This is a genomic window from Gemmatimonadota bacterium (genome assembly GCA_040388625.1).
In the GTDB taxonomy this organism is placed as follows: Bacteria; Gemmatimonadota; Gemmatimonadetes; order Gemmatimonadales; family Gemmatimonadaceae; genus Fen-1247.
The window spans coordinates 489423-513232 of record JAZKBK010000003.1; the positions used below are offsets into that span (position 1 = coordinate 489423).

21 protein-coding genes and 1 riboswitch are annotated in these 23810 nt (G+C 59.7%); of the genes, 8 read left to right on the forward strand and 13 right to left on the reverse strand.

Annotated features, from left to right (window positions below; translation table 11 throughout):
* Nucleotides 1-16 precede the first annotated feature (16 nt).
* From V4529_07885 to V4529_07895, 3 genes are read left to right on the forward strand one after another with little or no spacing between them, the layout of a single operon-like run.
* Nucleotides 17-403, forward strand: coding sequence for a GntR family transcriptional regulator (locus V4529_07885; protein ID MES2358253.1), 387 nt, complete (start codon nucleotides 17-19; stop codon nucleotides 401-403).
* A complete protein-coding gene (locus V4529_07890; GenBank protein MES2358254.1) occupies nucleotides 400-1323 on the forward strand; it encodes an ABC transporter ATP-binding protein in 924 nt (307 codons plus the stop codon). Before V4529_07885 ends, V4529_07890 begins: the two co-directional genes overlap by 4 nt.
* A 6-nt stretch (nucleotides 1324-1329) precedes the next feature.
* Complete coding sequence (locus tag V4529_07895) at nucleotides 1330-2160, forward strand: hypothetical protein (GenBank protein ID MES2358255.1); 831 nt, start codon at nucleotides 1330-1332, stop codon at nucleotides 2158-2160.
* An 11-nt stretch (nucleotides 2161-2171) separates the two neighbouring features.
* On the opposite strand, the gene V4529_07900 is transcribed toward V4529_07895, so the two are convergent.
* From V4529_07900 to V4529_07925, 6 genes are all read right to left on the reverse strand, one after another.
* Nucleotides 2172-2564: a DUF3037 domain-containing protein gene (locus V4529_07900; protein ID MES2358256.1), complete on the reverse strand. Its 393-nt coding sequence runs from the start codon at nucleotides 2562-2564 to the stop codon at nucleotides 2172-2174.
* A 7-nt stretch (nucleotides 2565-2571) separates the two neighbouring features.
* Nucleotides 2572-3414: a HipA family kinase gene (locus tag V4529_07905; GenBank protein MES2358257.1), complete on the reverse strand. Its 843-nt coding sequence runs from the start codon at nucleotides 3412-3414 to the stop codon at nucleotides 2572-2574.
* A gap of 61 nt (nucleotides 3415-3475) precedes the next feature.
* Complete coding sequence (locus V4529_07910; GenBank protein MES2358258.1) at nucleotides 3476-4564, reverse strand: LLM class flavin-dependent oxidoreductase; 1089 nt, start codon at nucleotides 4562-4564, stop codon at nucleotides 3476-3478.
* Nucleotides 4564-5556 (reverse strand): hypothetical protein, encoded by a 993-nt coding sequence (locus tag V4529_07915; protein MES2358259.1) that lies wholly within the window; start codon nucleotides 5554-5556, stop codon nucleotides 4564-4566. The genes V4529_07910 and V4529_07915 overlap by 1 nt, the downstream gene beginning before the upstream one ends.
* Before the next feature lie 104 nt (nucleotides 5557-5660).
* A riboswitch (SAM riboswitch) is annotated at nucleotides 5661-5734 on the reverse strand.
* A 133-nt stretch (nucleotides 5735-5867) separates the two neighbouring features.
* The gene (locus tag V4529_07920; protein MES2358260.1) at nucleotides 5868-6125 is read right to left on the reverse strand and encodes a hypothetical protein; all 258 of its coding nucleotides are present in this window, start codon (nucleotides 6123-6125) and stop codon (nucleotides 5868-5870) included.
* Nucleotides 6126-6238: 113 nt separating this feature from the next.
* Complete coding sequence (locus tag V4529_07925) at nucleotides 6239-7150, reverse strand: sulfurtransferase (protein MES2358261.1); 912 nt, start codon at nucleotides 7148-7150, stop codon at nucleotides 6239-6241.
* A 227-nt stretch (nucleotides 7151-7377) separates the two neighbouring features.
* Between V4529_07925 and V4529_07930 the strand changes: the two genes are divergently transcribed.
* Nucleotides 7378-8142, forward strand: coding sequence for a LytTR family DNA-binding domain-containing protein (locus V4529_07930; protein MES2358262.1), 765 nt, complete (start codon nucleotides 7378-7380; stop codon nucleotides 8140-8142).
* Nucleotides 8139-9245: a histidine kinase gene (locus tag V4529_07935; protein ID MES2358263.1), complete on the forward strand. Its 1107-nt coding sequence runs from the start codon at nucleotides 8139-8141 to the stop codon at nucleotides 9243-9245. Before V4529_07930 ends, V4529_07935 begins: the two co-directional genes overlap by 4 nt.
* 78 nt (nucleotides 9246-9323) lie before the next feature.
* On the opposite strand, the gene V4529_07940 is transcribed toward V4529_07935, so the two are convergent.
* The 6 genes from V4529_07940 to V4529_07965 all read right to left on the reverse strand — a co-directional run bounded on the left by V4529_07940 (nucleotide 9324) and on the right by V4529_07965 (nucleotide 13700).
* Nucleotides 9324-10478, reverse strand: coding sequence for a hypothetical protein (locus V4529_07940; protein ID MES2358264.1), 1155 nt, complete (start codon nucleotides 10476-10478; stop codon nucleotides 9324-9326).
* The gene (locus tag V4529_07945; GenBank protein MES2358265.1) at nucleotides 10475-11368 is read right to left on the reverse strand and encodes a type II secretion system protein; all 894 of its coding nucleotides are present in this window, start codon (nucleotides 11366-11368) and stop codon (nucleotides 10475-10477) included. Before V4529_07945 ends, V4529_07940 begins: the two co-directional genes overlap by 4 nt.
* A gap of 13 nt (nucleotides 11369-11381) precedes the next feature.
* A complete protein-coding gene (locus tag V4529_07950) occupies nucleotides 11382-11759 on the reverse strand; it encodes a prepilin-type N-terminal cleavage/methylation domain-containing protein (GenBank protein ID MES2358266.1) in 378 nt (125 codons plus the stop codon).
* A 23-nt stretch (nucleotides 11760-11782) separates the two neighbouring features.
* A complete protein-coding gene (locus V4529_07955) occupies nucleotides 11783-12310 on the reverse strand; it encodes a type II secretion system protein (GenBank protein MES2358267.1) in 528 nt (175 codons plus the stop codon).
* Nucleotides 12311-12711: 401 nt separating this feature from the next.
* Nucleotides 12712-13251: a GNAT family N-acetyltransferase gene (locus tag V4529_07960; protein ID MES2358268.1), complete on the reverse strand. Its 540-nt coding sequence runs from the start codon at nucleotides 13249-13251 to the stop codon at nucleotides 12712-12714.
* Between the two features lie 68 nt (nucleotides 13252-13319).
* On the reverse strand, nucleotides 13320-13700 hold the full coding sequence (locus tag V4529_07965; GenBank protein MES2358269.1) for a hypothetical protein: 381 nt from the start codon (nucleotides 13698-13700) through the stop codon (nucleotides 13320-13322).
* A gap of 1049 nt (nucleotides 13701-14749) precedes the next feature.
* Between V4529_07965 and V4529_07970 the strand changes: the two genes are divergently transcribed.
* Nucleotides 14750-15427, forward strand: coding sequence for a hypothetical protein (locus tag V4529_07970; protein MES2358270.1), 678 nt, complete (start codon nucleotides 14750-14752; stop codon nucleotides 15425-15427).
* 2144 nt (nucleotides 15428-17571) lie between these two features.
* Here V4529_07970 and V4529_07975 read toward each other — a convergent pair.
* The gene (locus tag V4529_07975) at nucleotides 17572-18687 is read right to left on the reverse strand and encodes a recombinase family protein (GenBank protein MES2358271.1); all 1116 of its coding nucleotides are present in this window, start codon (nucleotides 18685-18687) and stop codon (nucleotides 17572-17574) included.
* 1259 nt (nucleotides 18688-19946) lie between these two features.
* Here V4529_07975 and V4529_07980 point away from each other — a divergent pair.
* On the forward strand, nucleotides 19947-20372 hold the full coding sequence (locus V4529_07980) for a hypothetical protein (GenBank protein ID MES2358272.1): 426 nt from the start codon (nucleotides 19947-19949) through the stop codon (nucleotides 20370-20372).
* 1704 nt (nucleotides 20373-22076) lie between these two features.
* Nucleotides 22077-23717 (forward strand): hypothetical protein, encoded by a 1641-nt coding sequence (locus V4529_07985; GenBank protein ID MES2358273.1) that lies wholly within the window; start codon nucleotides 22077-22079, stop codon nucleotides 23715-23717.
* Nucleotides 23718-23810: the final 93 nt, after the last annotated feature.

Consider the following 23810-nt stretch of genomic DNA (forward strand, 5'->3'; position numbering starts at 1 on the left):
CCATAACACCGCTGTTATGCTAATCTCGCTGGATCCACAGGACACCAGACCCATCTACATCCAGATCGTGGATGAGGTACGACGTGCGCTCGTTCTCGGCACGCTGGCGCCGGACGGCCCTCTCCCATCGGTCAGGGACCTCGCTGTCAAGCTGCGAGTGAATCCGAATACCGTGAGCCAGGCTTATCGTGAACTCGAGCGGCAGGGCATGGTTTACGTGCGCCGAGGACAGGGGACGTATGCCTCACCCGGCCACACGGATGGAGTAGAGCGTCGCACACTGGCTGAAGGGGTCGCGCGGCGAGCTCTGCACGACGCGAGACGCAACGGGCTCGGCGTGGATGAGCTCGTCGACGCCATCCGAAGCTACGAAGCCCAACGCAAGCAAGAGGAACCACTATGACGAGCTCCCTACCAACGCGACTCCGCGACGGCGAGCTCGCCGTCGATACACGAGGACTTACCAAGCGATTTGGTGATCAGGTAGCACTGAACGACGTGACGCTGCAGGTTCCGACAGGGGCCGTGTATCTGCTGGTTGGACCCAATGGTGCTGGCAAGAGCACGACGCTCAAGGTACTGCTCGATCTGGTGCGCACCGAGCAGGGAGCTGCGGAGGTGTTCGGCCTGGACACGCGCGAACGCGCGCCGGAAGTGCGCGCGAACGTCGGCTACGTGCCCGAGTTTCCCACTTGGGGATATGGATGGATGCGCGTTGGCCGCCTGCTCGAGCATCACGCTCTGTACTATCCAACATGGGACGCGGACTACGCCGCGAAGCTGATGCAGAAGTTCGATCTTCGCACGGATCGGAAGATGGGAGTGCTTTCCAAGGGGCAAGCACGTCGCGTTCACCTGACGATGGCGCTGGCACATCGGCCGCCGCTGCTGCTGCTGGATGAGCCGACCGACGGTCTCGATCCATTCATGCGCGACGAGACGCTCGGCGTGCTTGCAGACCATCTTGCCGCATCACCGACGACCGTCGTCCTTTCGACGCATCACGTCGAGGAAGTGGAAGGGTTGGCGGACCACATCGGCGTGTTGCGGAACGGGGAGCTGCGCGCGCAGATGTCGCGCGACGATCTGAACGCCGGTCTGCGCCGATATCGCGTCGAGGTACCTGACGGCTGGAGCGGTGTAGCGTCGCTCAACGGCACAGTGCTCCGTCGTGTGGCCGCGCCGCGCGAAGTGCAGTGGACGGTGTGGGGTCCGGAAGCCGAGATAGTTCAGATGCTGACGGGCTCGGGCGGAACGGTGCGCGAGGTAGCCCGCCTTTCACTGATCGATGCAACGCTCGCACTTCTGAACCCGAACGACTGACATACGATGACATCCACATCATTGCATCCAACGCCGTCGTCGCGGACCGTGGCGACCGAGCAATTTCGCGCGGTGGGGCTGGCGCTGCGGACGGAGGGGGTCTTCTTTGTCGCAGCGTTGATCCTCTTCGGCGCGCTCATCATCGTCTCCGCCGTACGGTTCGCGCAAGGTGATCATTCACCGAACGCGCACATGGGATTCAGCTACAATAGTTCAGGCGCCATTCCGATGTTTCTGGTTGGCCTTCTCATCCCGTTCGGTGTGTGGCGGAGCGAGGATCCTGCACGGCGTTCCTACCACTGGTCCATGCCTGTCGCGCGGGGGCCGCATACGGTGGTGAAGCTGTTGTCCGGTTGGGGATGGCTGATGATCGCGACGATACTGTATCTCCTCTTCATCATCGCTGTCGCGTATTCAGTTTCGATGATCACCGGGGAGCAGCCCTGGCAGCGTCCGACACCAGCATGGGAATGGGCGGTGGCATTCACCGCACCGACGCTTGGCTATCTGTTGACGTCCATCGCAGTCATTGGCAGCGACCATCCATGGCGCTGGATTGGCGGCATTCTCATCGGCTATGGCGTACTGCTCGCAGTGCTGAAGTCGTTCGGCATGGAGGACTTCGCCCGTGCGCTCAACACTATCACCGACGGGAGATACGGTCTCAACGCCGCGCTGTTCGGAGCGGTCACCGACGGAGCGCGAGGCGTCACCGTCGGAGTGACGCGGGAAACAATGGCGACGATGCGAATGGGGACGTGGGTGTTGGCCATGCCGCTATGGATCATCGGCTCGGCAATCGCGGTCACAGTCGCATCCTACAGGCATCGCGAATAGCCGCAATTCAGTTACACGACAAGCTCGAGGAAGAGCGCGTCCAGCTCCGCGTTGACATCGGCGCAAACACCCTCGTGCACGGGACCGCTCTGGATCACATCCGATCGCGGAGCGGTGAGCCAGTGGAATCGCTCGGACGGAGACCCGAAGGCGAGTGTCCCGCCCTCGCCTTCTGAATTGCACACCGCTCTGTACGTCATCAGGTAGCGCATCAGCAACTCTACATCCACGTGTGGCGCGCGCGCGGAGAGTGCGGCGCGCTCAGCCAGCACGCGCATCCCGACGAACTGAGCGGTTGGCGCGTGCAGTATGACGCCGACCGGCACCGACGATCCGATGTGAACGTGCGGCACGACACGGAGCACTGCGAAATTGTACGGGATGTTGCGCACAGGTGTCGTCATGGCGTCATCACCTGCGTGCGGTCCGTTGACGCGGGACATCGGTGAGCCGCTCCGCTCGCATTCTCCCGGCAGTCTCGGCGAACGCGCGTGGAGCAGCGAGACGCGTCGTGAGATACTCGACGTAACGTGCGCGCGCCGCAGCGGGGGTATCCCCGTCAGCCCTGTACGCATCATCTTCCAGCAAACCGTCAGGAACGCGAGCGACGATGTTCGTCAACACATCCCGGCCGAGCATCGCGGCCATCCCGGCATCCACCGCGCTCACGTCGTCCGCGTGCGTCAGCAGCACGTGGTCACGAACCAGCGGAAATGGCGATTGCATGCGCGCGGTGTCCACGGATTGCCAATCATGATGGGCATAGAGCGCGGCGCCATGATCGATGAGCCACGGACTGCGCTCCCAGATCATGAGATTGGTATTGCGCGCGGTACGATCGGGGTTAGTCAGAAACGCGTCGAGCCAGACGATCCGGGTGGCAAGAGGAACGGGTATGAGCTCACCCGCCGCGGTCGCATCGAAGTTGAACGCGCCGTCCAGGTAGCGAAGGCCGACGTTGATACCATGACTCTTCCGCAGTACCTCGCCGATTTCCGGATCCGGCTCGCTGCGGCCGAAAGTCTCCGAGATGTGCACGAGTGCGAGCGACGGCACTGGAAGACCGAGCGTGTCGGCCAACATCCCACCGATGAGCTCGGCGACAAGGGCCTTCGCACCCTGTCCCGCCCCACGAAACTTGACGACGAACATGCCGTCGTCCGTATCCACTATCGCCGGAAGCGAGCCTCCCTCACGTAGTGGCTGGACGTATCTCTGCGCAGCGAGAGTGGGTAATGCATTCGTGCTGGACATCCAGGAGAATATAGCGCGCCGGTTGATTCCGGCGCACCGTATTCTCACCCCTGCTGCGTCGCTATGCGGCCACTCCGCTCGCACTGTGAGCTGCGGCAGACGCCCCGGCCGTTATCACCTGCGCGGAGACCCGTTCCATTTCTTCCAGTTGCGGGCTACTCTGAAGCAGCAGGAGATCGACACCAGCATCCGCGAATTCTTCCACGCGGGACGCGACCTGCTCGGGCGTTCCAGTCAAGCCGGCACGAAGACCGCGATTCGACACGGAGTAATCCTCGATGCTGACGCGCTGCTCCAGCTTGGTGTTCGCGATCCAGTCTGCATAGTTTCCGTAGCCCGGAGTGCCAGGTGATACCGTCGTGATGCGCGCGACCTCCTCGCGTACTTCAGCTTCGCTGTCACGCACGATCGCGTAGCCGGCAACGCCGAATTGCAGCGGTGGAAGCTCGACGCCGAGCGCGTCGCTGGCCTGCTCGCGCAAGCGACGCATGTCCGCAATCTTCGGTGCGATTCGCTCGGGCGGATCTCCGTGCATGACGTACGCATCGCACTGTCGCGTGATCATGCGCTTCGCCGCATCCGATTCGCCGCCGGCGTAGATCGTGGGGCGCGGACGCTCCAAACGCGAAACGGGCTTCGGCTCGAGAACCAGCTCGTCGATCGTGTAGTACTTGCCGCTGTAATCGAGCTTCTCCTCGCTCCACGCAGCGCTCACCACGTCGAGCCACTCGGACGTGCGCGCGTATCTGTCATCGTGCTCGTCGAATGCGACGCCGTAACGTCGCGCCTCGTCCTTCCACCACGCCGAGACCACGTTGAGCGACAGACGGCCATTCGAGATGCGATCGATCGTCGCGGCCTGCTTCGCAAGTAGCGCAGGCGGATGAAACGACGGACGAACGGCGACCATCACCTCCAGCGTCTGCGTCACCGCCACAAGCGCGGCCGCGGTACTCCACGCATCCAGTGACGGTGCATTGATTCCCTTGATGTCGTTCAGCAGCAACTCCGCGACGAGCGTGATGTCGTAACCGAGCTCCTCGCTTCTGCGCGCGAGCCGCGAGACGTAATCCCACGACGCCTGCATGTTCTCGTCTTCCACGTTGCGCAGCCAGCCACCGAACACCGGCATCCAGTATCCATACCGCATCATGCCACCTCTTCCGCTACGAAGCCCGCGCGCTCCGCGAGATAATCAACGAGCCGCACGAACGGGTCGAAGCCAATCACGTTCTCCGCATCGGCGACGAAATTCGAGAGTGCGTTGATGTCGTAGAAGTAGTGCTTGCCATCGCGATCGTCCACGAGGTACTCGACCCCGCCGACATCGAGATTGGCGGCGCGCGCAATCTGCTCGACCTGCGCGATGATCTCGGCAGACGGAGTGGTGCCTTCGACGCGGAGGCCGGTCTTCGGTGCGTCCACCGCGCAGGCCCCACGCACGAGCTCGACGCCATTGGTGGTCTGGCACGCGTCGGCCGGGCAGAGATCGAACGACCCGGTCGCCGGAAAGACGTTTATCGCGTACAGATATTTCCCGCCCAGTGTCTCTACGCGCGTGATGTGACCGTCACGGAGTGGTGCAGCCTCCTGCACGAGTGCGGTTCCATCGACACCCAGAAAGACGTTCCCGCTCGCTACCTCACGCTCGAGCGCTTCAGCGGTCTCATACTTCACGATACCCGCGCCACTTCCGCCGATGTTCGCCTTCACGAGCACCGGATAACGCAGCCCCTCGGCGGCGCGAACAGCCTGCGCCGGATCGTTGATCACGCGCGAGCGCGGGTACGGCAAGCCGAGCGACTCGAGGATGTCGAGCTGGGTCGCCTTGGACAGTTCGTAAGAGTAGCACTCGCTGCCGTTCACGACCGGAATGCCCAACCGCTCGACGTGGCGAAGCCAGTGCAGTGTGTAGAATGTGGACTGCGCGTGGCCACGCAGATATGCGGACGGACTCGCGCGGTTTACGACGAGTGAGTACGGTGCCGTCCGTTCGGAAGGATCGAACGTGTGAGCGGCGGCGTCCAGTCTGGCATATGGAATTTCTCTGCGATCCAGCTCCGCAAAGAGCGGCCGGAACCAGTCCGGATGCTCGTGGTAGATCGCGATCGGCTTTGCTGCGAATGAATCGATGCGTGTCATGGCGGTTGTTCCGTGAGGCCGCCAACACGATTCGCTGCACCGCCAGTGAGAGTCTGTCCGAGCACTCACCGCTGGCAACGACAAAGCCCGGGCTACGTGTTGTCGCCCGGGCTATCTCGCGTTTTAGCTCATTTTTTTACGTGGCGGCAATTGGCGGCAAATCACCACGAAATCAGTTGTACTCTGATCGTAATCGGGACGCCGGAGCCTGTCAACACGAGCGAATCCGCATGTCGCCGAAGTTGCGCGAGCGTGCGATGAGCGGACTGTAAACGACGGCGAACGGGAAACGAAATCGAAATCCCGCGGAGCTAGTTGCCCGCGAGCACGCGGTGAATGTCACTCGCATACGCCTTTCTGTATGCGTCGCTGAGACGACGGTCATCGCTGTCCAGACGATTTCTGTATTCCCGCGCGGTCGTTCGGGAGGAGTCGGCGGTGCTGCCGCCGCCCTGCTCCTCGATCGCGCGCGCGCGGCCGTACCAGTAGTCGCGCTTCTCTTCGTGCCGGTTGAACTCGTCTATGACGGAATGGTCGGCGGGGAACGCTGGATCGAGAGGGATTGGCATCGAGGGCTCGGCGGAGGGATGGAAGGAGCCGGAGTGGGCTCGTTCTGATTGCTCCGGACAAGCAACCGTGTTGAAAGGTACTACGTGGGCAGGGCGGCGTGACCCGGATCCGGCTACGGATCCACGCCGGAGGCGACCGGATAGTCGCTGTGGCGGCTCCAATCCTCGAATGAGCCATCGTACAGGCGAACCGGCACGCCAAGACGCCGGAGCTGCACGTAATCGACGCTGGCAGTCTGTCCGATGTGGCAATAGACGACGACCGGCTTGTCCAGCGACACGCCGGCGGCGGTAAACCGGGCGCGGGCTTGTTCCGGTGTGAGATAGACGTTCGTTACGCTGTCGGCGAGGGTCAGAAAATAGACATTGCGGGCGCCTGGTACGTGCCCGGCCCGAGCCGCGCTGTGACCTTTCGCCGAGCCGTTGTAGAACTCGGGAGCGCGTGCGTCGACGATCGTCATGCTCGCGTCGGCGAGGTGTGCTCGAACGTACGCACCGTCCGCTACCGCATCCTTGCGCGTTGTTACGTGAAGGCTTCCACGCGCAAAGCTCGGGGCGGTCATCGCAGACGCTCCACCGGCGGCCTTCCACGCGTCATATCCACCATCGAGGATGTGCGTACGATCGCCGAGTCCGATGTAGTCGAGAGTAACGTAGGCTCGTGCGACCGGGCTCAGCCATCGCGACGTGCTGTAAAGCACGATGGTGCTCCCGTCCGACACGCCAAGCGTCTCGAAGACCTTCCGAAGCGAATCCGCCGGCACCAATTGCATCGTCAGAGCACCGTTGCTGCCGTCGCCCGTGAAGATGGAATGAAAATCAAGCTTTCGCGCGCCTGGTATGTGACCGGATTCGTACGGATCCGGCGAATCCATGCCAGACATCGTGAGATCGAGGACGACGAGATTCGGATCGTTGACGTGGGTACGGAGCCACGCCGCCGTGACGAGTATGTCCGGCTTGGGTGTTGGACGGCTGGTCGGGGCGATAGCTGACAGCGATGCGAGAAGCAGGAATTGAATCATGATCTGGCTGTGTGGGGTGGTCGATGCATCGGAGTCAATGATTCAACCCGTGTCGGGCTCTCACAATTGCAAATGCGATGAATAACGCAGGGATGTGGATGAACGACGCTCCTCCACGACGAGTCGGTGCGACAGTCCCCGGGGCAACCATCGCACCCTCTCGAAGGGTCTGACTCGGTGCAAGCTTCACTCTTGCGAGGAATGCGTCTCCCACATATTGGTATTGCATGCGTCTCATAGTCGTAGAAGACGAGCCGATCGCGCGTGATGGTCTCCGCGCTCTGCTCGCAGCCGAGCAGTCAGTCGAAGTCGTGGGCTCATTTGCGAGCGCCGAAGCGGCGCGCCGCGGCGTACGCAGCGCTCTGCCCGACGGGATGTTCGTCGACGTCGAGATGCCAGGTGAAGGAGGTATCGACTTCGTGCGCTCCATCCCCGCCGCTTCGCGTCCACACGTCGTCTTCGTAACCGCGCACGAGAACTACGCCGCGAAAGCGTTCGACGTCAAGGCGATCGACTACGTGCTCAAGCCGATAGATGAACGACGGCTCGCCGAGGCCGTCGAGCGCGTTCGAACGGCGATCGACACAGGTGCGAACGCACGCATGCATGCACGACTGAAGGAAGTGCTCGCTGACGGCCTTTCAGATGATTGTGATTATCTCACACGTATCTCCGCCCGTGTCGGAGACAGGCTCGTCGTCGTGAAGCTGTCCGACGTATCATGGATCGAGGCGGACGGCGACTACATGCGCGTGCATTCCAAAGGTCGTGCGCTGCTCGTGCGCATGACCATGCGAGAGCTGGAGCGCCGTCTCGACCCTTCCCTGTTCATGAGAGCGCATCGATCGGCGCTCGTCAACATCGACTTCGTGACCGGTGTGGACCTGCTCCCGCACGGCGAGCACGTCGGCATGTTGCGTGACGGTGCTCGCGTTCGTATCGGCAGAACTTACAGATCGGCGTTGTTCGAGGCGCTGGGAGAACGGACGTGAAGATACATCGTACTGCGATCACCGCTGCGCTTGTCTCATTCTCCATCGCCACAGTACTCGGCCTTATCGGTAGCGCGCATCATCATTCAATGATGATTGCGGAAGGAAGTCCGATGCCGTGGCGGCACGCCGCGGTGATGGAGATGCCATTCTGGTACGCCGCAGCGATACTGACTCCCGCACTCGTGTGGATACTGCATCGCCTTCCCGACCGCGCGCATGGCATGGTGAGAGTGGCCGAACATGTAGCGATCGCACTGGCGTGGGTGACCTTGCAAGCCGCGCTCGAGATGGGAGCGCGTACGGTGCTTGGGACTGGTCTCAGCGGACCGACCCCCGCGCTCTGGCAACTGATCGTCGACTCGCTCGCGAATGGATTCACAGGCCGGCTGCTCATATACGGCGAAGTGGTGGGAGCCATCTATGCCTTCACGTATTACGACCGGTATCGCGAGCGCGAGCTGGCAGCTGCACAACTGGAGACGCAGCTTGCGGAGGCGCGGCTGCGCATGTTGCGCATGCAGCTCAATCCGCACTTTCTATTCAATTCGATGAATACCATCGCGATGCTCGTCAGAGCTGGACGATCGTCGGAATCGGTGACGATGTTGCTTGCGTTGAGCGCGTTGATGCGAGACGCGCTTCGCGATGACGCACCTGACAGCGGTCCCCTGGAAGATGAGCTGAACCTGCTGAACCGGTATGTCGGCGTCGAGCAGGTGCGCTTTGGTGGAAGGCTCGCCTTCGATGTCGACGTTCCCGAATCACTCAGGACTGTATCCGTACCGAGCTTTCTGTTGCAGCCGCTCGTGGAGAACGCGATTCGGCACGGCCGAGCGGCGTCGGATGGGGCGGCAGCCATAGGTGTGCACGCGGAGCGTGTCGAGGACAGACTCGTGCTGTCGGTCTGGGATGACGGAGCCACAGCTGCAACTCCGGTCAGCGATCCTGACGAGTCTCACGGTGTGGGCCTTCGGAATGTGCGCGACCGCTTGCTGCAGTTGTTTGGTACGGCACAGTCGTTCGACGTCGGCCGGAAGGACGAGAAGACGGTTGCGCGGATCTCGATTCCGGTCCAATTCGCGACTGCGTCTACCGAGTGACGGTTCGCAGCAACCGGCGGGAATTGAACCGACGCGCGCGATCCTTCCCGAACTGACCAGGCAGCATCACGTCGTTCGTCAGTACGTCTTCCAGTTGTCCATCCACGTCCCTCGCCTCGGCACGAGCGCATGAGTACCCGCCAGCGCCTTCTTGACTTCGCAGGAGTTGTACACGATCGTCTTGGTTCCATTTCCGATCGAACCGGCTGCAACCGCCGGTGATCCAGTGACCAGATTGAGACCGCTGATCACACTACCTTCGATGTTGTCGTTTCCGTTCGCGGTCACCGTCCCTCCGACGAGAACCATGCCGTTCCATGTAGTCAGGCCGTTCATCGTCATGTTACCGCTGACAACCAGCAGGCCGCGGCCGCTTGGAAGCATGGGCACATCACCGCTCACGTACACGATGGGATAGTACGTCGGGTCGCTGAAGCTTGGAAATGCACCACCGTGATCAGACGTTCGCCACACGTTCGGCAGGTTTAGACCCTGGGACCAGTCGGCCCAATCGATCCCAAGGCCGGCCACGTACGCGGCAGCCGTCTGAGGTGTACCGCCGAGGGTCGTGTTGTCGAGTGGCGGATTTCCTGAGAGCGGGGTTGTCGAGCCAGTATATCCCGGTGACGCAGGAACCATGACGCCTGCCAGGTTACCGCCGGGCAGACATGGAGTTGGAGAGTCGTCGATACCTGAAAGCGTTCCAGAAGCACCGTTCTTGTTGAGTCCGCTGAGACTCATCCATCCAGCCTTGACCGGCAGCGTCGCGCCGGTCCACGTAACGATCTCTGCGACCGCGCGCTGCGCAATCGGCGTTCCACGAATCATCCCGCCACCATGTCGCCCGAGCGAGCTTATCACGTACATCGTGTCGCTCGTTGCCACGGTCGAGGTATGGAAGAGGCGCGGAATGATGATCGCCGTATCGCCAGCCGCGACGTTGACCGGCACCCACGCCGTATCTTTATCGAGCGGCGGCATGTGTATGGGGCGGGAGGGCCGAAACGCAGGATTCTCAGGATGGCGAAGATATGCGTCCAGTCCTTGTTGCGCGATGCCGAGGGCACGAGCCTGGAGCTGCTGATCGTCCACCGAGCGGCGCTCCGTGCCCACAAGCGACAGGCTGGCCATGACAGCGACAGTGATGATTCCGACGGCCAGCAACGCAGTCAGCAACGCAGAGCCGCGACGGCCCCGCGTGACGGGATTGGGCAATCCGCGATGGTTGGTCACTTGACGGGCCTGTTCTTGAAGAAGATTGCTGTCGTCATTGGGGCGGCTTCCGGACGCGAAGCTCCCTGCACCGTGTGATCGCTCTTTCCGTTCAGCTGCAGTTCAATCCCACGAATGGCGTTCAGCGAAGCTCCCGCTACCGAAGCACTCTTGGCGCCTGTGTTGAGGTAGAACATGAATCGCGCGCTGGTGTCGAACGGCGCGGCAATTTCCTCGGAGCCGTGAGTTCCGTTGAGGACGGTTCGGAACAGTCCGCGAGACCCTGTCACGGAACTGGATGGGCGAAACGCGTACGTGATGCGCCGAACCAGCATGGCCGCCTGGTACTGGGCCTGCACCGGCGCGACAGGTTGAACCGCGACGGCACTCGACTGGAAGATGCGCACTACATCGTTCGACGTTTTGCATGGCGCCGACGAAGCGACGGTGGCGGAATCGAGCGTGGTGGGTGGCGGGCCGCCGAACTTGTACTGGTATACCTGGCGGAATGCAGTGCCTGTGGTCGTGGTATCGATGTACGCGTATCCCGAATAGCCTCCTTCGGCGTACGCAACGCTATCGTAGGGCAGCAGTGCAATTACTGATGCGGTTCCGCTAGCGCTCGTGCCACACACGATCCCCGTAGCATAGGGGGCCACAACGGTGAACGAATCCGGAGTCGCCATAACGATGCCGCTGTCCGCGTCCACCATCCGAACATCGGAGAGCAGCAGATTCAAGCTGGCGCGTGATATGTACCGTGCCTGATTGGCACTGCCCTGTGCGTCGGCGAAATGTATCTGGCTTCGAATGATCTGCATCAGTGATGTCGAAACGAGCCCAAGGAGTATGAGTGCGATCATGAGCTCGATGAGCGTGACGCCACGCCGGGACTGAAGCGGTGATTTCATTGTATGGCTACCGTCAGCGCGTACGAAGTACTGTCTGGGAGATGCTGTCGGGGCGCTGCAACGGACTGAGTGGGAGGATGGCGACGCCAACCGTGAGTGAATCTGCGCGACCACTGATCGTGACTCGACGAGCGTAAGTCCACGGGGCGGCCACGACAGGCGTGTCCAACCGTGTCTGTCCGATTTTGACGGCGAGACTCTCGATTGGAGCTGCGACCGCACGATCTATCTCCTGGGTCAGCAATCCGATCTCGAACGAGCGGCCCGATATGCGGCGGCCCTGACGCGCAGCCGCGAGCGAAACGGTGCTCAGCGACATCACAGCGACGGTCAGTACTACGAGCGCGATCATTATTTCCAGAATTGAGAAGCCAGCACGATCGATGCTCATCAGGCGTTGATTGCCACGTTGGTTCACGGGAGCACCCTCACTGCGCCGGCGCGAGAAATGGCGATGCGCCGAACATACGCCGCGGCATCACCGATGCGGATGGTGTCGGGGGAAGTCGCAATGCCGCTGGGGAATACCTGGAGCGACGCGTTGGATCCGTCCAGACTGCCGACGCCAAGATCTCCGGTGCTCAGGTCGCGCTGGATGATGGTATCGCCGGTTACGCGATTGGTGATCGCGTAGCGTCGGCTCGTGAAAACGAAGTCGACACGAACCGGGACTCTACCACGGGCGGCCGATGTAAATGCTGCGCGAATATCAGAAGCGACGACCTGACTCGCACGATCGACCTTCTGGTGTCGCAGCATCACGTTCACGCGCGGCGCAGCCATCGCGGTCGTGATTGCGATAATCGTCAGCGCGAGAACCAGCTCGAACATCGTAAAGCCGCGCCGAGAGCGCGCCGGGCGCATGCGGGCGGCAATTGCTCGCAGTTCGGATCGGGACGGATGCCTCAGGCATCTGTCAGTTGACGTAAGGAGCTTTGGCATTTCGTAGTTACTAGTATTGCCACATGTGGCCTATCTCTGTAGTAACGAACGAAAGCCTCGTTGGTCACCCGTCAGATGTTTATACGGGCATATTTGACCATGGTGCCAAATTGGGCCTGCCATGTCCCTGGGGGTGGAGTTGAGGGACAGGCACAATCACTTGCTCAGAGGCACCGGTCGGAATCGAACCGACGAATAGGAGATTTGCAGGTTTCGACCGGGGTTTGCGATCCGTTGCTAATCTCTCCGATAATACCACGCGACGCCCGGGCCAATCGTGGGGGCTTCTTGCGATCCATGAGGATGCGATGCGTCCATATGCGGCGATATGTACCCTGGGTGTACCCAACTTCGAGCGAATTCTAGAAACTTCGGACACTGCGAATTGAGCCAGAGCATTCCTACGAGGACGCCGGCTTCGCCGCTGCGATTGCCGCCATGACAAGGAACATTGGCTGTGGTCCGTCGAGCGGTGTGTCGGGAGCACGCGGAATCTCCTCAAAGCCGAGACTGCGGTAGAATGCAGTACTCCGGTCGTCGAGCGAGTCCAGAAGTACACCGACCGCTCCGATGTCCTGTGTGGCTTCGAGACACCGCCGCAACGCGTCCGCTAATAGCTGCCGTCCGAGTCCTCGCCTCTGGTACTGCTCGGCGATGGCAAAATACCCGATGTAAAAGACAGGCAGGGGATACTTGGGAAGTGAGCGGGGCAACGGCTTTTGCAAGCGCTCACGCGCCACTTCCTTCGCTGAGAGCGTGTAGTAACCAATGACAGCCCCGCGGTCTCCCGCTAATCCGGCGTCATCCTGCATCACAAATACGCGCGCGACGCCCGCCTGGTTATTGTCCCATGCGTGCTTCGAGAAGAACACGTCGAGAGCGGGCCTGCCGCAGCAGAACCCGCCCTTGGAATCCGACTTCTCAATCGGTCGTATGATCATGTCGTACGTCTCAGTACTGCCAGTGATGTCGTCGGCATGCCACGCCGGCTGTCGACGACGGCCTGCACCTACTCCGCGTAAGAAGGCGCGAGGTAGGCCTCGGCCATCAACGTCCGCAAAGCCTCAGTCGGCTGCGCGGGTGGTTGCTCGAGTATCTCCACAATCCGATCAAACGCGGCCGCATGAAGCACGAGCGGGCCATGCTCATGACGCGCCGACTCAAGGAGCGGCATGAGGAGCTCACGCGCGCCTTCCACGTGATCGCTCTCTGTAGCCATGATGTGCCGCCCAGCGCGAACCTCACGTACACACCAGTCGAACATCTCCAGTGCGTTGCGGAATAGGTCCGCGTTCCCAGTTGCAAGCAGCGACGCCAGACGCTGCGCCTTCTGCACCGTCGCTGCGTCCGTCACGCTGATGTCGAGGCGTTGTGTTGCTGATCGGGCCATGCGCCCTCCAAGTCAGAAAAAGAAATCCTCTTAATAATATCGACCACGGGATATATACGCAATAGACTCGGAAGAAATACGGAAATACTCCGTATATTACCCGTGATATACTATAGATCTATAGGCAGGATCCCACTTCAAGCCGAGCAAACGCTTCATGAGCGGCGACCTCGGCTTTGCCCGGGTCTTGTAGCCGCACCATAAATCGCAGTCGCGACCGCCCCCCCCCCCCCCGCCTCGGAGCTTACAAGCGTTGCCGCAAGGATGCAGGCTTCGACGTCCGAGGGGCCGCTTGGTTCATCGGGCGGCAGGGCAGAGCAAGGAGAAAGTCCCCGTCCAAGCAAGAGGAACGGCCACTCCGAAGCGTATCGGCAGAGCGTGTCCGTGTAGTGTATCAGTTAAACAGTGAAACGCCGTCAAGCCGAACTGCGCTTGGCTGATCTCTTCACCGCCGAAGGCGTAACGCCATCGGCGGCGGCGGCCCATAGTGACCCGTTCCGCCCCGCGACTGCTCGTGGTATTGTCAGAGAGTGCCTCTATCTGCTCCGCCGTCTCTCGACCATCTGGTGCAGCTCACTCGCGAGGAACTTTATGAGCGCGTGTGGGGTCAGCCGATCCGGTCCGTCGCCGCAACGCTTGGACTCTCCGATGTCGCACTCGCGAAGCGCTGCCGAAAGTTCAAAATTCCTGTCCCAGGTCGCGGCTACTGGCGAAAAATTGAGACCGGCAAGCATGTGCGACGGATTCCGTTGCCGGCGGTTGCTCCGACGTCGCAACTCTCGCAATACCCTGTGGTGTTCGACACCAGTCCTGTGCCACCGCCACCACCGACATCTACGGTAGTCGACGAGCAGATTGCTTTTGAGCGCGCGCCCGAAAACCGGGTCGTGGTCTCGGACCAATTGCGCTCACCGCACCCGCTGGTCCGGAAAACGAACGAAATCCTGAGTCGTGCGAAGCCATGGCCCGGCGAGTACGTCATTATGTGGCGCGAGCAGTATCTCGACGTGCGAGTCACCAAACCGAGCGTGCCTAGAGCGCTTCGTGTCATGGACGCATTCGTGAAGGCGTGCGAGAAACGCGGTTGGATTGTGTCGCTCGGCACCGGTGATGACCAGAAGAGCTACGTCACGATCCTAGACCAACGCGTGCCGTTTGGGATTCGTGAAAAACTCCGGCAGCGCTCTGAGGAGGAGAAGCGCATAGAACGCGAGCGCCACTATCCCGCCGGAACCGTCTTGTCGCACTCCACGCACTACGGCTCCCCGTCAGGTCGACTCTCACTCGTGATCCGCAACTCGTGGGGCCACAGTGTCCACCGGAGCTGGAACGAGACCGAGAGCGACCCTATCGAGAGGCAGTTGAATGCATTTCTTGTCGGCTTGGTGACCGTAGCGGCGGAAAATCGGGAGCGAAACCTTCGATTCCAGGAAGAAGAACGGCTACGACGTGAAGCCGCACAACGTCGTGCACTCGAGCTACAGCGAGAGGCAGCGGAGGCTGCGCGGAAAATGGAATTTGAACGCCAGGCGGCGGACTGGAACAAAGCACAGCAAATGCGCGAGTTTATCGCGGCAGTGCGCAACGCGGCGCAGCCACCAGACGCGAAAATTCTAGCGGGAATGTCTCGCAATGAATGGATCGCATGGGCTGAGCAATGTGCGCAATCGTTGGATCCGCTGCATGCTGACCATTCTCATGAAGATTCGACTGAAGATTCGACATAACTTTTCGTGCTTGTACCGATCAGACTCGGTGTTTTTCACCGGCGTTGACGTGGCCTTCATTACAACACAGATAGCCTTCTCATCCATGCTGCGCGTAGCTGAAGCAATCCATCATCAATACGATGACAAACCACGGCGTGATCGCTCGTTCTGTCCCAACGCATGCGGACGCCTCACATGATTACCTGCGCGCTGGTGTCGATGGAGAACACTTGCCGCGAAGCCACCCTCGCACATTCTCATCGGTTGGATCGTCTGTCACCGACCTGGGGCACCACACCAGATAGCTGAGTCGTCGCCCTCCGCGCCCAATGATCGACCCGATGCGGCATGGGATGGATAGTAGAGTGCCTGATATTCTCGCATCGCGTACCGCTGAGTATCCGGCGCGGCAGCCCTTGCGACGGAGGATTCCAATAAGGTCAGCCTTCGGGTAGAAATTGCCTGTCTCCGCTTCAGGATAGCCCGCAGCTAGTACGGCCGCGGCAATATCAGCGGAGGCATATGTGCTCCGGCCCATGTCTCGGGCGATATCAGGACGTTCGGAGTCAAGGGGAAAACCGAAGCCTGACAGGCGATAGTAGGAGCGACCAGTAAGATCAACCGTGCGCAGTGAGGGGTCTGCCCGCTGGCGATACTCTGTGGCTCCAGCTGGAATGCCGAAATATTTTTCGAGAACCGGACGCGACACAGCATCACCTGACTGCCAGCCAGCCCGCTCCTCCGATCTCCTCCGAGCGTACTCGGGGAATCCTGACTCAAGCTCTCGTTCTGTCGGCGATATGAGAAGGGCACCGTCGGGCTGAACACATGCGGGTCCCAGGACACCGCTAAACACAGAGCGGCGAACTGTATCAAGGTCGCTTCGCACGCGTTCTGCGATCGCACCGAGAGTTTCTCCCGACGTGGTTCGTGGTTGGATTGACTCAAAGTACTGACCCAGTAGAGCGAGCGTGAACGCTGATTTCTCCGATATTATCTTCGATTCACTGCCTCGATTCTGGCCGGCCGTCAGCTCCCGAGCGAGAGTCTCTGGCGCTCTACCATTCTTAATGCCGGCCAGAGCGGCGGCGCGTTCTGGCTGCGATGAAACCAACCGCCGTGTCAGGACGAGTTGGCGAGTCGAGCTGCCGTTTGGGAACGTCGCTTCGACCAGGAGTATGTGCTGGGCGACATGGAGAACTGATACGTCTCGTACCAATACACCGAGGAGTTCACGGAGGCGTGCTTTGTTCCCCGTCGCATGCTGCAACAGTTCGGGCAGACGTGTCGCGATTGAGTTGACGATGGCGAGCCGCTGTTCCAGTTGTCGCGGAGTTTGCGCGTCCATGAGGATAAGCTGAGCCTCGTCGATGGCTTGGCGAGCGATCGCCCGCTGCTGGCGGTACCGTACGACTTGTTCTTTCCAATGGTTCGCTTCCGCGGCATCATCGGCGTGTTCCGCGGCGAGAACTTTATCGCTGGCGGCATTGCAACGGTCTGTTGCTGATGCCAACTCGCGTTGGAGCGTTTCCACCTTTAGCTGCATAGAGGCAGTGCGTGTGCGCACACTCCGGATAGCGGATTCCATCGTAGCCGCTTGATACGCGTCCGTTGCCATACGGATGACAACATCCTCTATTATTCCTGTCGTCTGAGAGCGATGGCGCGGCTCACGCTCAGTGCATCTGGTGCTCAGATAGAAGATCTTGCCTTTAACTTGAATTGGCGTGAGCCTAAGGCCGCAGCGACCACCCTTGCCATTGGAATGACCGCACCGCACCTCGGCGAGCACCGCGTCGGGTGTACTACCATTACGAGCCCATGGCTCTCGTTCCGGCGTCCCCATAATCTGCCGAGCGAGACGGTAATCGTCGGACCGAGCAAAACTCGGGAATGCCTCTGCCTCCCAGACGAGACGATCCCCATCTATTAGATCAGCTCTGCCGGGCCCTGCCTGCTCGATAACCGTGCGAGTGATAGGGGTAGCGGGACCAACCCGAACGGAACCGAGTTCATCCGATATCCCTCTAGCAAACGTACTTCCAGTGTTTACATCGCCTGGTTTATCAGTGTCAGACATCGGGCTCTCCATATAAGAAAGGAACTGACGGACATGGTTGTGGACTGCCGATCGGGCTGCTTTCGCGCTGCTATTCGCTTTGCTATTTGGTGGGTTCGTGGGACACGGATGAGTTGATTAACTCTATGGCCGACGGAAGCGGTGGTCGTGCGATCGCGATCGCACGACCGTAGGCCACGCCTTTTTTGTTCCGGCGTTGGCGACGAGCAACAGTCTCAGTCGAGGCAAGTTGATGCGAATAGACGCTGTAAATGCCATAGTACGCGAGCGATTTAAGGCTGGCCTTGAGATTGTACCGGTCCAGCTTATTCCAGATCACTGGTGTATCGGGGTCGTAAAACGCGGTTTGCTTGATGTATGGGATCTGTCCGACGTGAGCCGTCGGCCATCCGGGATAACCACTGTCAATTCGCTCGTACACGCCAATTAACGAGCGCAGCTCGAATAGCCACTTGAATCGCATTTCTAACGATGCTATAACATCGGCGTCAGGCCACGGCAAAATGTAGAGCGTAGTAGCATCTCGGGTCGATCGGACACGATGATCCGGCGTTCGATCCAGCCAGTGACGTAACCCAGCATTTTTCATCGCCTCGACATAGCGCGAGTCTCGCGGGGACGCCCACACTAATCCTGTTGGAAGGCGAGTGCGAAAGGCGAGCGAGCGCGCTAGAACGAGTTTGGCACCGGCAAAACGTTCAATGCGTGTGTTGTTATCAAACTCTGCGCTGACGGCGTCAGATGCCAGAGACCGCCGGTCGCGTGCCTTCCGGGGATCAAGAAGGTCGCCATTGATTAGGAACAATACGCCGTGCTTTGAAGCAGCTTCCAGCAGTCGACCCTCGTCAGCGAGGTTTCGGCCCGTCCTGTCATAGTACTGAACAACAATGAGGCCGACTTGGTTGTTAACAACCAGTGCAAGGATCTGTTCGAAGAACGGCCGCGGCTTGCGAGTCGTACCGGTTTCACCCCATGCCGCAACGAGTTTAATCCAGCTTCTGGGAATACCAGCAGCATCTGTCTCTTCTAGCGAGAATTGAACCTGAGCTGCTTGGCTTCCTAGGTTGAGTTTCGCTTGGCGTGGATCTGATTGGCGTCCGATAATGATGACTCCTCGAGCTGCCGCGGCGACTTTTCGCTCTTCCGTGGTTCTAGGGATTGGGTAGGCGAAAGTGGAATCAAGATTGATGGTCGTCATAACGCTGCGCCTCAATACGTTGGTCAAAGTGTTGGAATGGATAATGATTTTGGATATTCGAGTCTGTTGATCGCCGACATCGTCGTTTCGGGCGAAGTTGACCTACGATTCTTCCGATGCTCGCAACAACGTGTCGGCGTGGCGTCGGAGGTCAAGCGCAGCGTCCAGGAAGGCACGCCGATCCGTATCTGCGATACTGCCTACATCCGCTGCAGCTTCGAGCAGTACGGCGCTAATGTGTCGCTCTGCAACCGGAATCAAGCTGATTGGCGGGGCAGCGGCGATAGTCACGAAGGCGCCTCTGGAAAATCCTCGGTGCTCTTGTCCGATACCGCTCGGTCGTCGCATGTATCATCGACTCGCTGTTGCTTGTCCTCGTCGCCGCCATCTGATAGATCGTCGTGGATATCAGACGCATTCGCGGGACGTGCATGCGGTAATGACTGGGTTAGGGTCTTTCGCTCCTCATGCATCCATCGTTTCTCGATCGCCTTCACTTGTGTACCGAGGCGCAGGAGCGCATCGAGGCTCCAAGCGTCACTCCAATCGGAGGCTAGTGTAGGCGCAGAAGCGACATCGATGACCTTGCTTGCGCCAACGGGGAACATCTGGCATGCGCGTCGATCCGGTGGGTGTCTGTATCTCTTTGGCATCGGCTCCCGTGACCTGTTCAGGTTCCACGGTGAGTGCACCTGCGCGAGTGGTTACCGCGGCGCTGGGAGCAAAACGGATCTCGCAGGGCGTAGCCGTCGTCATCTGGTTGGGAATAACACTAGATAGGCCGTACTTACGGCCTATCTAAAGTTGCTTCCAACGGTAAGAAACATTTCGGGTCCGCTAAACGACGGAATGGCGGAAGGCAAAAGATGTGGATGCCGTTGTCGTTAAATGACTTACGGCTGGCGTTAGACTGATTTTCGGGGCCTTGAAAACAATCGATCGCGGCAGTGGGGGGTGCGCGTGGCTCGCGCGTCTGCTGCAATGGAGGGCGGAAACGCGAGTTTGGAGTGGGGATGGGAGCTCTCACGGATGGCCGTGATTCTTCGGACGCGGAGATTCTTACCGCGTCCGAAGAATCAGTCACCAAGTTCCAATCTCGGGAGAACCCCTATAGGATCTCAACCACCGGCGCAACTTGAGCTGTACTTCTACTTCAGTGGCTCGGGTGACGATATCAGTGCGCGAATACTTTCTTGCTGCAGTGGGCGCATGTGCGCCGGGATAAGTTTGTAGTAACCCATCGTAGTGCGGATGTCGGCGTGACCCATCGCCTGCATAACGATCTGGGCGGAGTGGCCGGCCCCAAGCCAGGTGGTAACGCGGCGGTGGCGCAGGTCGTGTTGCCGAAATCCGTGACGGATCTTGGCGATGCGTGCGGCGCGCATGAATGGCTTGCGAAAACACTGGATCCGATCGCCAGCCGAGATACCACGGTCGGTAGTGGTATGGTGAAATACCCAAGGCGATGTCAGTTCCTCGGAGCCGTAACGCTGATCCATGAAACGTCGGTGCTCAATAATCGCGTTTCGCAAGTGCGCTGTGATTGGAACGACTCTCGACTCCTCAGTCTTGGTATCGTGGTTGCCTGGTCGCGACATTGTGTGCGCGATCCCATTGACATCGCGGCCGGTAGCGATGTGGATCATGCCATCATTGAGGTCGAAGTCTTCCCAGCGGAGAAATAGCGCCTCCGAATCGCATCGGACTCCTGACTCGCTGAGGAGTAGCGTGTAGAACCATAGCATTGGATTGTGCTCGGCCGCGACTAGCAACGTCGATAACTCCTGATCTGAAAGGATCACTGGGTGAAATTTGGGAATCTTTGGGAGTTGCGGCATCGCCTTTGATACTGGGTTGTCGCGCCTTAATTCCTCCATCTCTGCGCGCCTAAATACAAGGCGCAATATTCGTAGGTCCTTGCGCACGGTGCGCTCTGCGATCGGGGTCGCGCGTTTGGGGCGGTTGGTTAGTTCCTTTTCGCGGTCTTTGGTACGCGGTTTCGCAGGTGGTCTTCCGGGCGTGCCGTTGGGATGGTAATTCCGTCGCCAAGTTGCGTATTCGATGACGAGCGCTGGTGTGACTTGCCTTAAATCCGGGTTGTCGTGGGATGCGAAAAACGCACGGAGCGGTGTAAGAGAGGTTCTGTAGCAACGTTGAGTTTGCGGTTTCCGCGTCGCCAAATCATAGTCGTCGTAACGTTGTATCAACGACAGCATGTCAGTCGCGATCTGCGGTGATAATGTGCGGTGCTTCTCCGCACGCTCGGCATTATTGGTCAGTTCGGCGTACCGCGACCTCGCAGCTGCCTCAGCTATAGCGCGATTGGTTGTCTTGACGGTAAATCGGCAACGTTTACCCGCAACGCATAGCGAGACCCGATATGCGTTGCCCCGTCGCTCTATGCAGCCCGGCGTCTTTCGACGCCGGCTCATCGGTTTGTCTCCCGCATGCCACTGTCTGCGGTTTGTTGTTGAGCAAAGGGGAGAACATCTTCAAGCGGGGTCGTAATGCGCTCGTAGGCAGTAAGCCACTGACGGACCTCACCGACGATGAATACAAGTGCGCCACCGGTGTCTTTGCGAGATGGGAGTTGAATGAGCCCTGTCCGGGGGCTTGTGTGTCGGTAAACCCAATTGCGTGACTTCCCCAGCGCTGCGGCAAGTTCGGTTGCCGACAGACGCACCGACTCTGGCATAGTCCAAAACCGATCTCGGAGAGGCGTTTCTAATCGTGGTTTGGAGTCAGTATTGGAGACGGCATTGGTTCTGGATGGTGAGCATTCATCGGCCAGCCGCTGACCGATAGCGTCGAGATCATGTATCACAGCATCACACAGTGAGCCTCCGTCGACCATGCACCTGAATGATTGGAAGTCGGCACGCCGCCGTTCCCAACGAGTTACGCAAGCGTGTACCAGCTCAGCCGCGTGACGGTTTGCGTCGTCTGCTGACGGACGTTGATCGGGGACGTATGCGGCGGAGGCGGGCGTTTGGCCCTTCTTGGGTGCGGTGGTGGACTTCGGCTTAAGCGCATCTACTATCGGCTGGTGTTTTTTCATCCTTGCCCCTGCGCCTGCGCGGCTGGAGGCTCTGGGACGAATTAGAGCCGGGGAAGGCGGGCTCGCGCGACTAAACGACGCGCCGTATCGCCGCAGTCGCGTTTGAATGACCGAGGAGCAGAGGAGCAGAGGATACCGATCAACGGTTGTGGAACGGAGGGCCCTACGACATGGGGTTGTGTGTCGTGGCCGGGTAAGGAATTTCGGCTCGGCAACAATTGCCGTAGATGCGCAGATCCTTGCCGCTCAACGTGTTATGAGAGCTAGTCTCGCCTTGTATGGTGGTTTGAGGTATGTTTTGGGCTCATCCTGTTCGAGGTTTTGGGCTCTGATGGATAGCGCCGTATTTGGTAAGCAGATCAAGGTGTTTTTCGGCGCCAAGACAGAAGTCAATGCGGTTTATGCCCTTGTTGAGGCGGCCGAATTGATCCCGTCCCACGATTGGGGCAGCTTACAACGGGATTCCAGGTATCCGCGGGCGCTTCAGGGACGTGCGTACTCCGGTCAGTTCGGCCTAGCGGCAGCGGCTGTTGTTGCCACCGAGTTGCTTCAGTGGGTGTATGTTCTTGATCCCACCAAGTTTCCCTGGGGTGGACCGCCGATCTGCCTTGGCAAGGGAGACGTCCTTGCTGGAAACCAACGCGCCATCCTTCTGCAGCGCGCCGCGCTTCGGGGAGATGCTAGGCATGTAGCGGCATACGAGAAGTACCGGGCAGAGTTGTTTGCCACCTTGGATTATTGGGGAGTGGGCGCTGACGCCGCTCAATCATTGAGCTTCCCTGTGCTTGTCCGGATACTGGATGAGGAGCAATGGAAAATGATCGGGGACAAGGAACGCGAAAGACGTCTCCGGCGTCTCAACATGCTCTCGGATCGAGCGCCAACGAAGGCCTACGACGTGCTCTCGGATGGTATCGCTATGGCTTATTCGGTGCTCCATGTCGAAGGCCGCAGTTCACGGGATACGATCGCAACTCTCGCTCGGCTCGTTGATGGCTCATCGCTCGATGATGTGTTGAGCGGATCGCGCGGCTATGAAATCGTGTCAACCCTAACGAACTTCGGCGCACTGACCTCGTCGGAGCATCCATCGCTCATCGAACCAGCGACGAAGAGACTTTCTTCAGCCGGCCGGTCACGCGTCACGTGGATGATCCGCGCACTTGTCGTTAATGATCGAACTGTGCTCGGTTCGACATCGGATCAGGTGCTCCAGAAGCTGGATCGAAGTTGGGCGAATCTGTTAACGTTTGCACATGGGGAGGCAGGTGACTTGGTTCGCACGCGGTTGTTCCAGGCGTTTGAAAGGTTGGGGACAACCAAAGCTGAGGGTGGGCGTGCTGCGGCGCATGGGGAGCCCCATCCAAGGTTGCGTACACAAGCTGAGCCGAACAGTAGATTGCTAGCCGAGTGTCTTGAGAGCTTGGGGAAAGAAGATGTGGCCGGGTTCATGGCCAAGTGGTTACCGACACTGATGCATGCCGATGCCGAGACCGAAGAACCAGTATTCACTGGATTTGAAATCGCCCGTGAAAAAGGCGAAATCGCCGAGCGTGCCGTCCTAGAGGACGCTCTCCTGGTGATCCAGCGGCGGGGATTGACGCGTACCGGCCGACAATTGCCCTATCCGGAGGACTATCTGTCTCCGACGGAGTGGGCTGCTCTTGAGCCCCTCATGCCCCGCCCCACGACGCGCCAATCGCCGGCAAAGAGAGGGGGACGACCCACACACAGCAATCAGGCGCTTGCTGCAGCATTCGTATATGCGTTTGAAATCGGTGCAACTCCAGCCACTCTTTTTTCAGTTTGGGGGGAAATGCCAACGGTGTGGACTAAGCGCGGGCTCGTTTGTCGAAGAACAACGCTCCAGAGACGACTGGCACTGTTTGACACAATGCCTGAGCGCCGCGCCGAGTTCTTTGCATTGGTGGCAGAAATTGCTGCAGGCCGTGGAAGCAATCGGTTGAGGTGACGGACATCGCTGCGATTGCATATCAGCGGTGCGCGGCAGCATGGCCGGTTAGTCACTACGTGATGCGTCGAGCAAGTTTTTGTCGGCAGTGGA

Bases quoted from the DNA above. Each gene is read 5' to 3' on its own strand.
- V4529_07950 (MES2358266.1), bottom strand. From the start codon at position 11,759: ATGAGCATCGATCGTGCTGGCTTCTCAATTCTGGAAATAATGATCGCG.
- V4529_07915 (MES2358259.1), bottom strand. From the start codon at position 5,556: ATGACACGCATCGATTCATTCGCAGCAAAGCCGATCGCGATCTACCAC.
- V4529_07890 (MES2358254.1), top strand. From the start codon at position 400: ATGACGAGCTCCCTACCAACGCGACTCCGCGACGGCGAGCTCGCCGTC.
- V4529_07900 (MES2358256.1), bottom strand. From the start codon at position 2,564: ATGACGACACCTGTGCGCAACATCCCGTACAATTTCGCAGTGCTCCGT.
- V4529_07945 (MES2358265.1), bottom strand. From the start codon at position 11,368: ATGAAATCACCGCTTCAGTCCCGGCGTGGCGTCACGCTCATCGAGCTC.
- V4529_07895 (MES2358255.1), top strand. From the start codon at position 1,330: ATGACATCCACATCATTGCATCCAACGCCGTCGTCGCGGACCGTGGCG.
- V4529_07965 (MES2358269.1), bottom strand. From the start codon at position 13,700: ATGGCCCGATCAGCAACACAACGCCTCGACATCAGCGTGACGGACGCA.
- V4529_07905 (MES2358257.1), bottom strand. From the start codon at position 3,414: ATGTCCAGCACGAATGCATTACCCACTCTCGCTGCGCAGAGATACGTC.
- V4529_07920 (MES2358260.1), bottom strand. From the start codon at position 6,125: ATGCCAATCCCTCTCGATCCAGCGTTCCCCGCCGACCATTCCGTCATA.
- V4529_07975 (MES2358271.1), bottom strand. From the start codon at position 18,687: ATGACGACCATCAATCTTGATTCCACTTTCGCCTACCCAATCCCTAGA.
- V4529_07985 (MES2358273.1), top strand. From the start codon at position 22,077: ATGGATAGCGCCGTATTTGGTAAGCAGATCAAGGTGTTTTTCGGCGCC.
- V4529_07960 (MES2358268.1), bottom strand. From the start codon at position 13,251: ATGATCATACGACCGATTGAGAAGTCGGATTCCAAGGGCGGGTTCTGC.
- V4529_07885 (MES2358253.1), top strand. From the start codon at position 17: ATGCTAATCTCGCTGGATCCACAGGACACCAGACCCATCTACATCCAG.
- V4529_07910 (MES2358258.1), bottom strand. From the start codon at position 4,564: ATGCGGTATGGATACTGGATGCCGGTGTTCGGTGGCTGGCTGCGCAAC.
- V4529_07955 (MES2358267.1), bottom strand. From the start codon at position 12,310: ATGCCAAAGCTCCTTACGTCAACTGACAGATGCCTGAGGCATCCGTCC.
- V4529_07970 (MES2358270.1), top strand. From the start codon at position 14,750: ATGGACGCATTCGTGAAGGCGTGCGAGAAACGCGGTTGGATTGTGTCG.
- V4529_07925 (MES2358261.1), bottom strand. From the start codon at position 7,150: ATGATTCAATTCCTGCTTCTCGCATCGCTGTCAGCTATCGCCCCGACC.
- V4529_07930 (MES2358262.1), top strand. From the start codon at position 7,378: ATGCGTCTCATAGTCGTAGAAGACGAGCCGATCGCGCGTGATGGTCTC.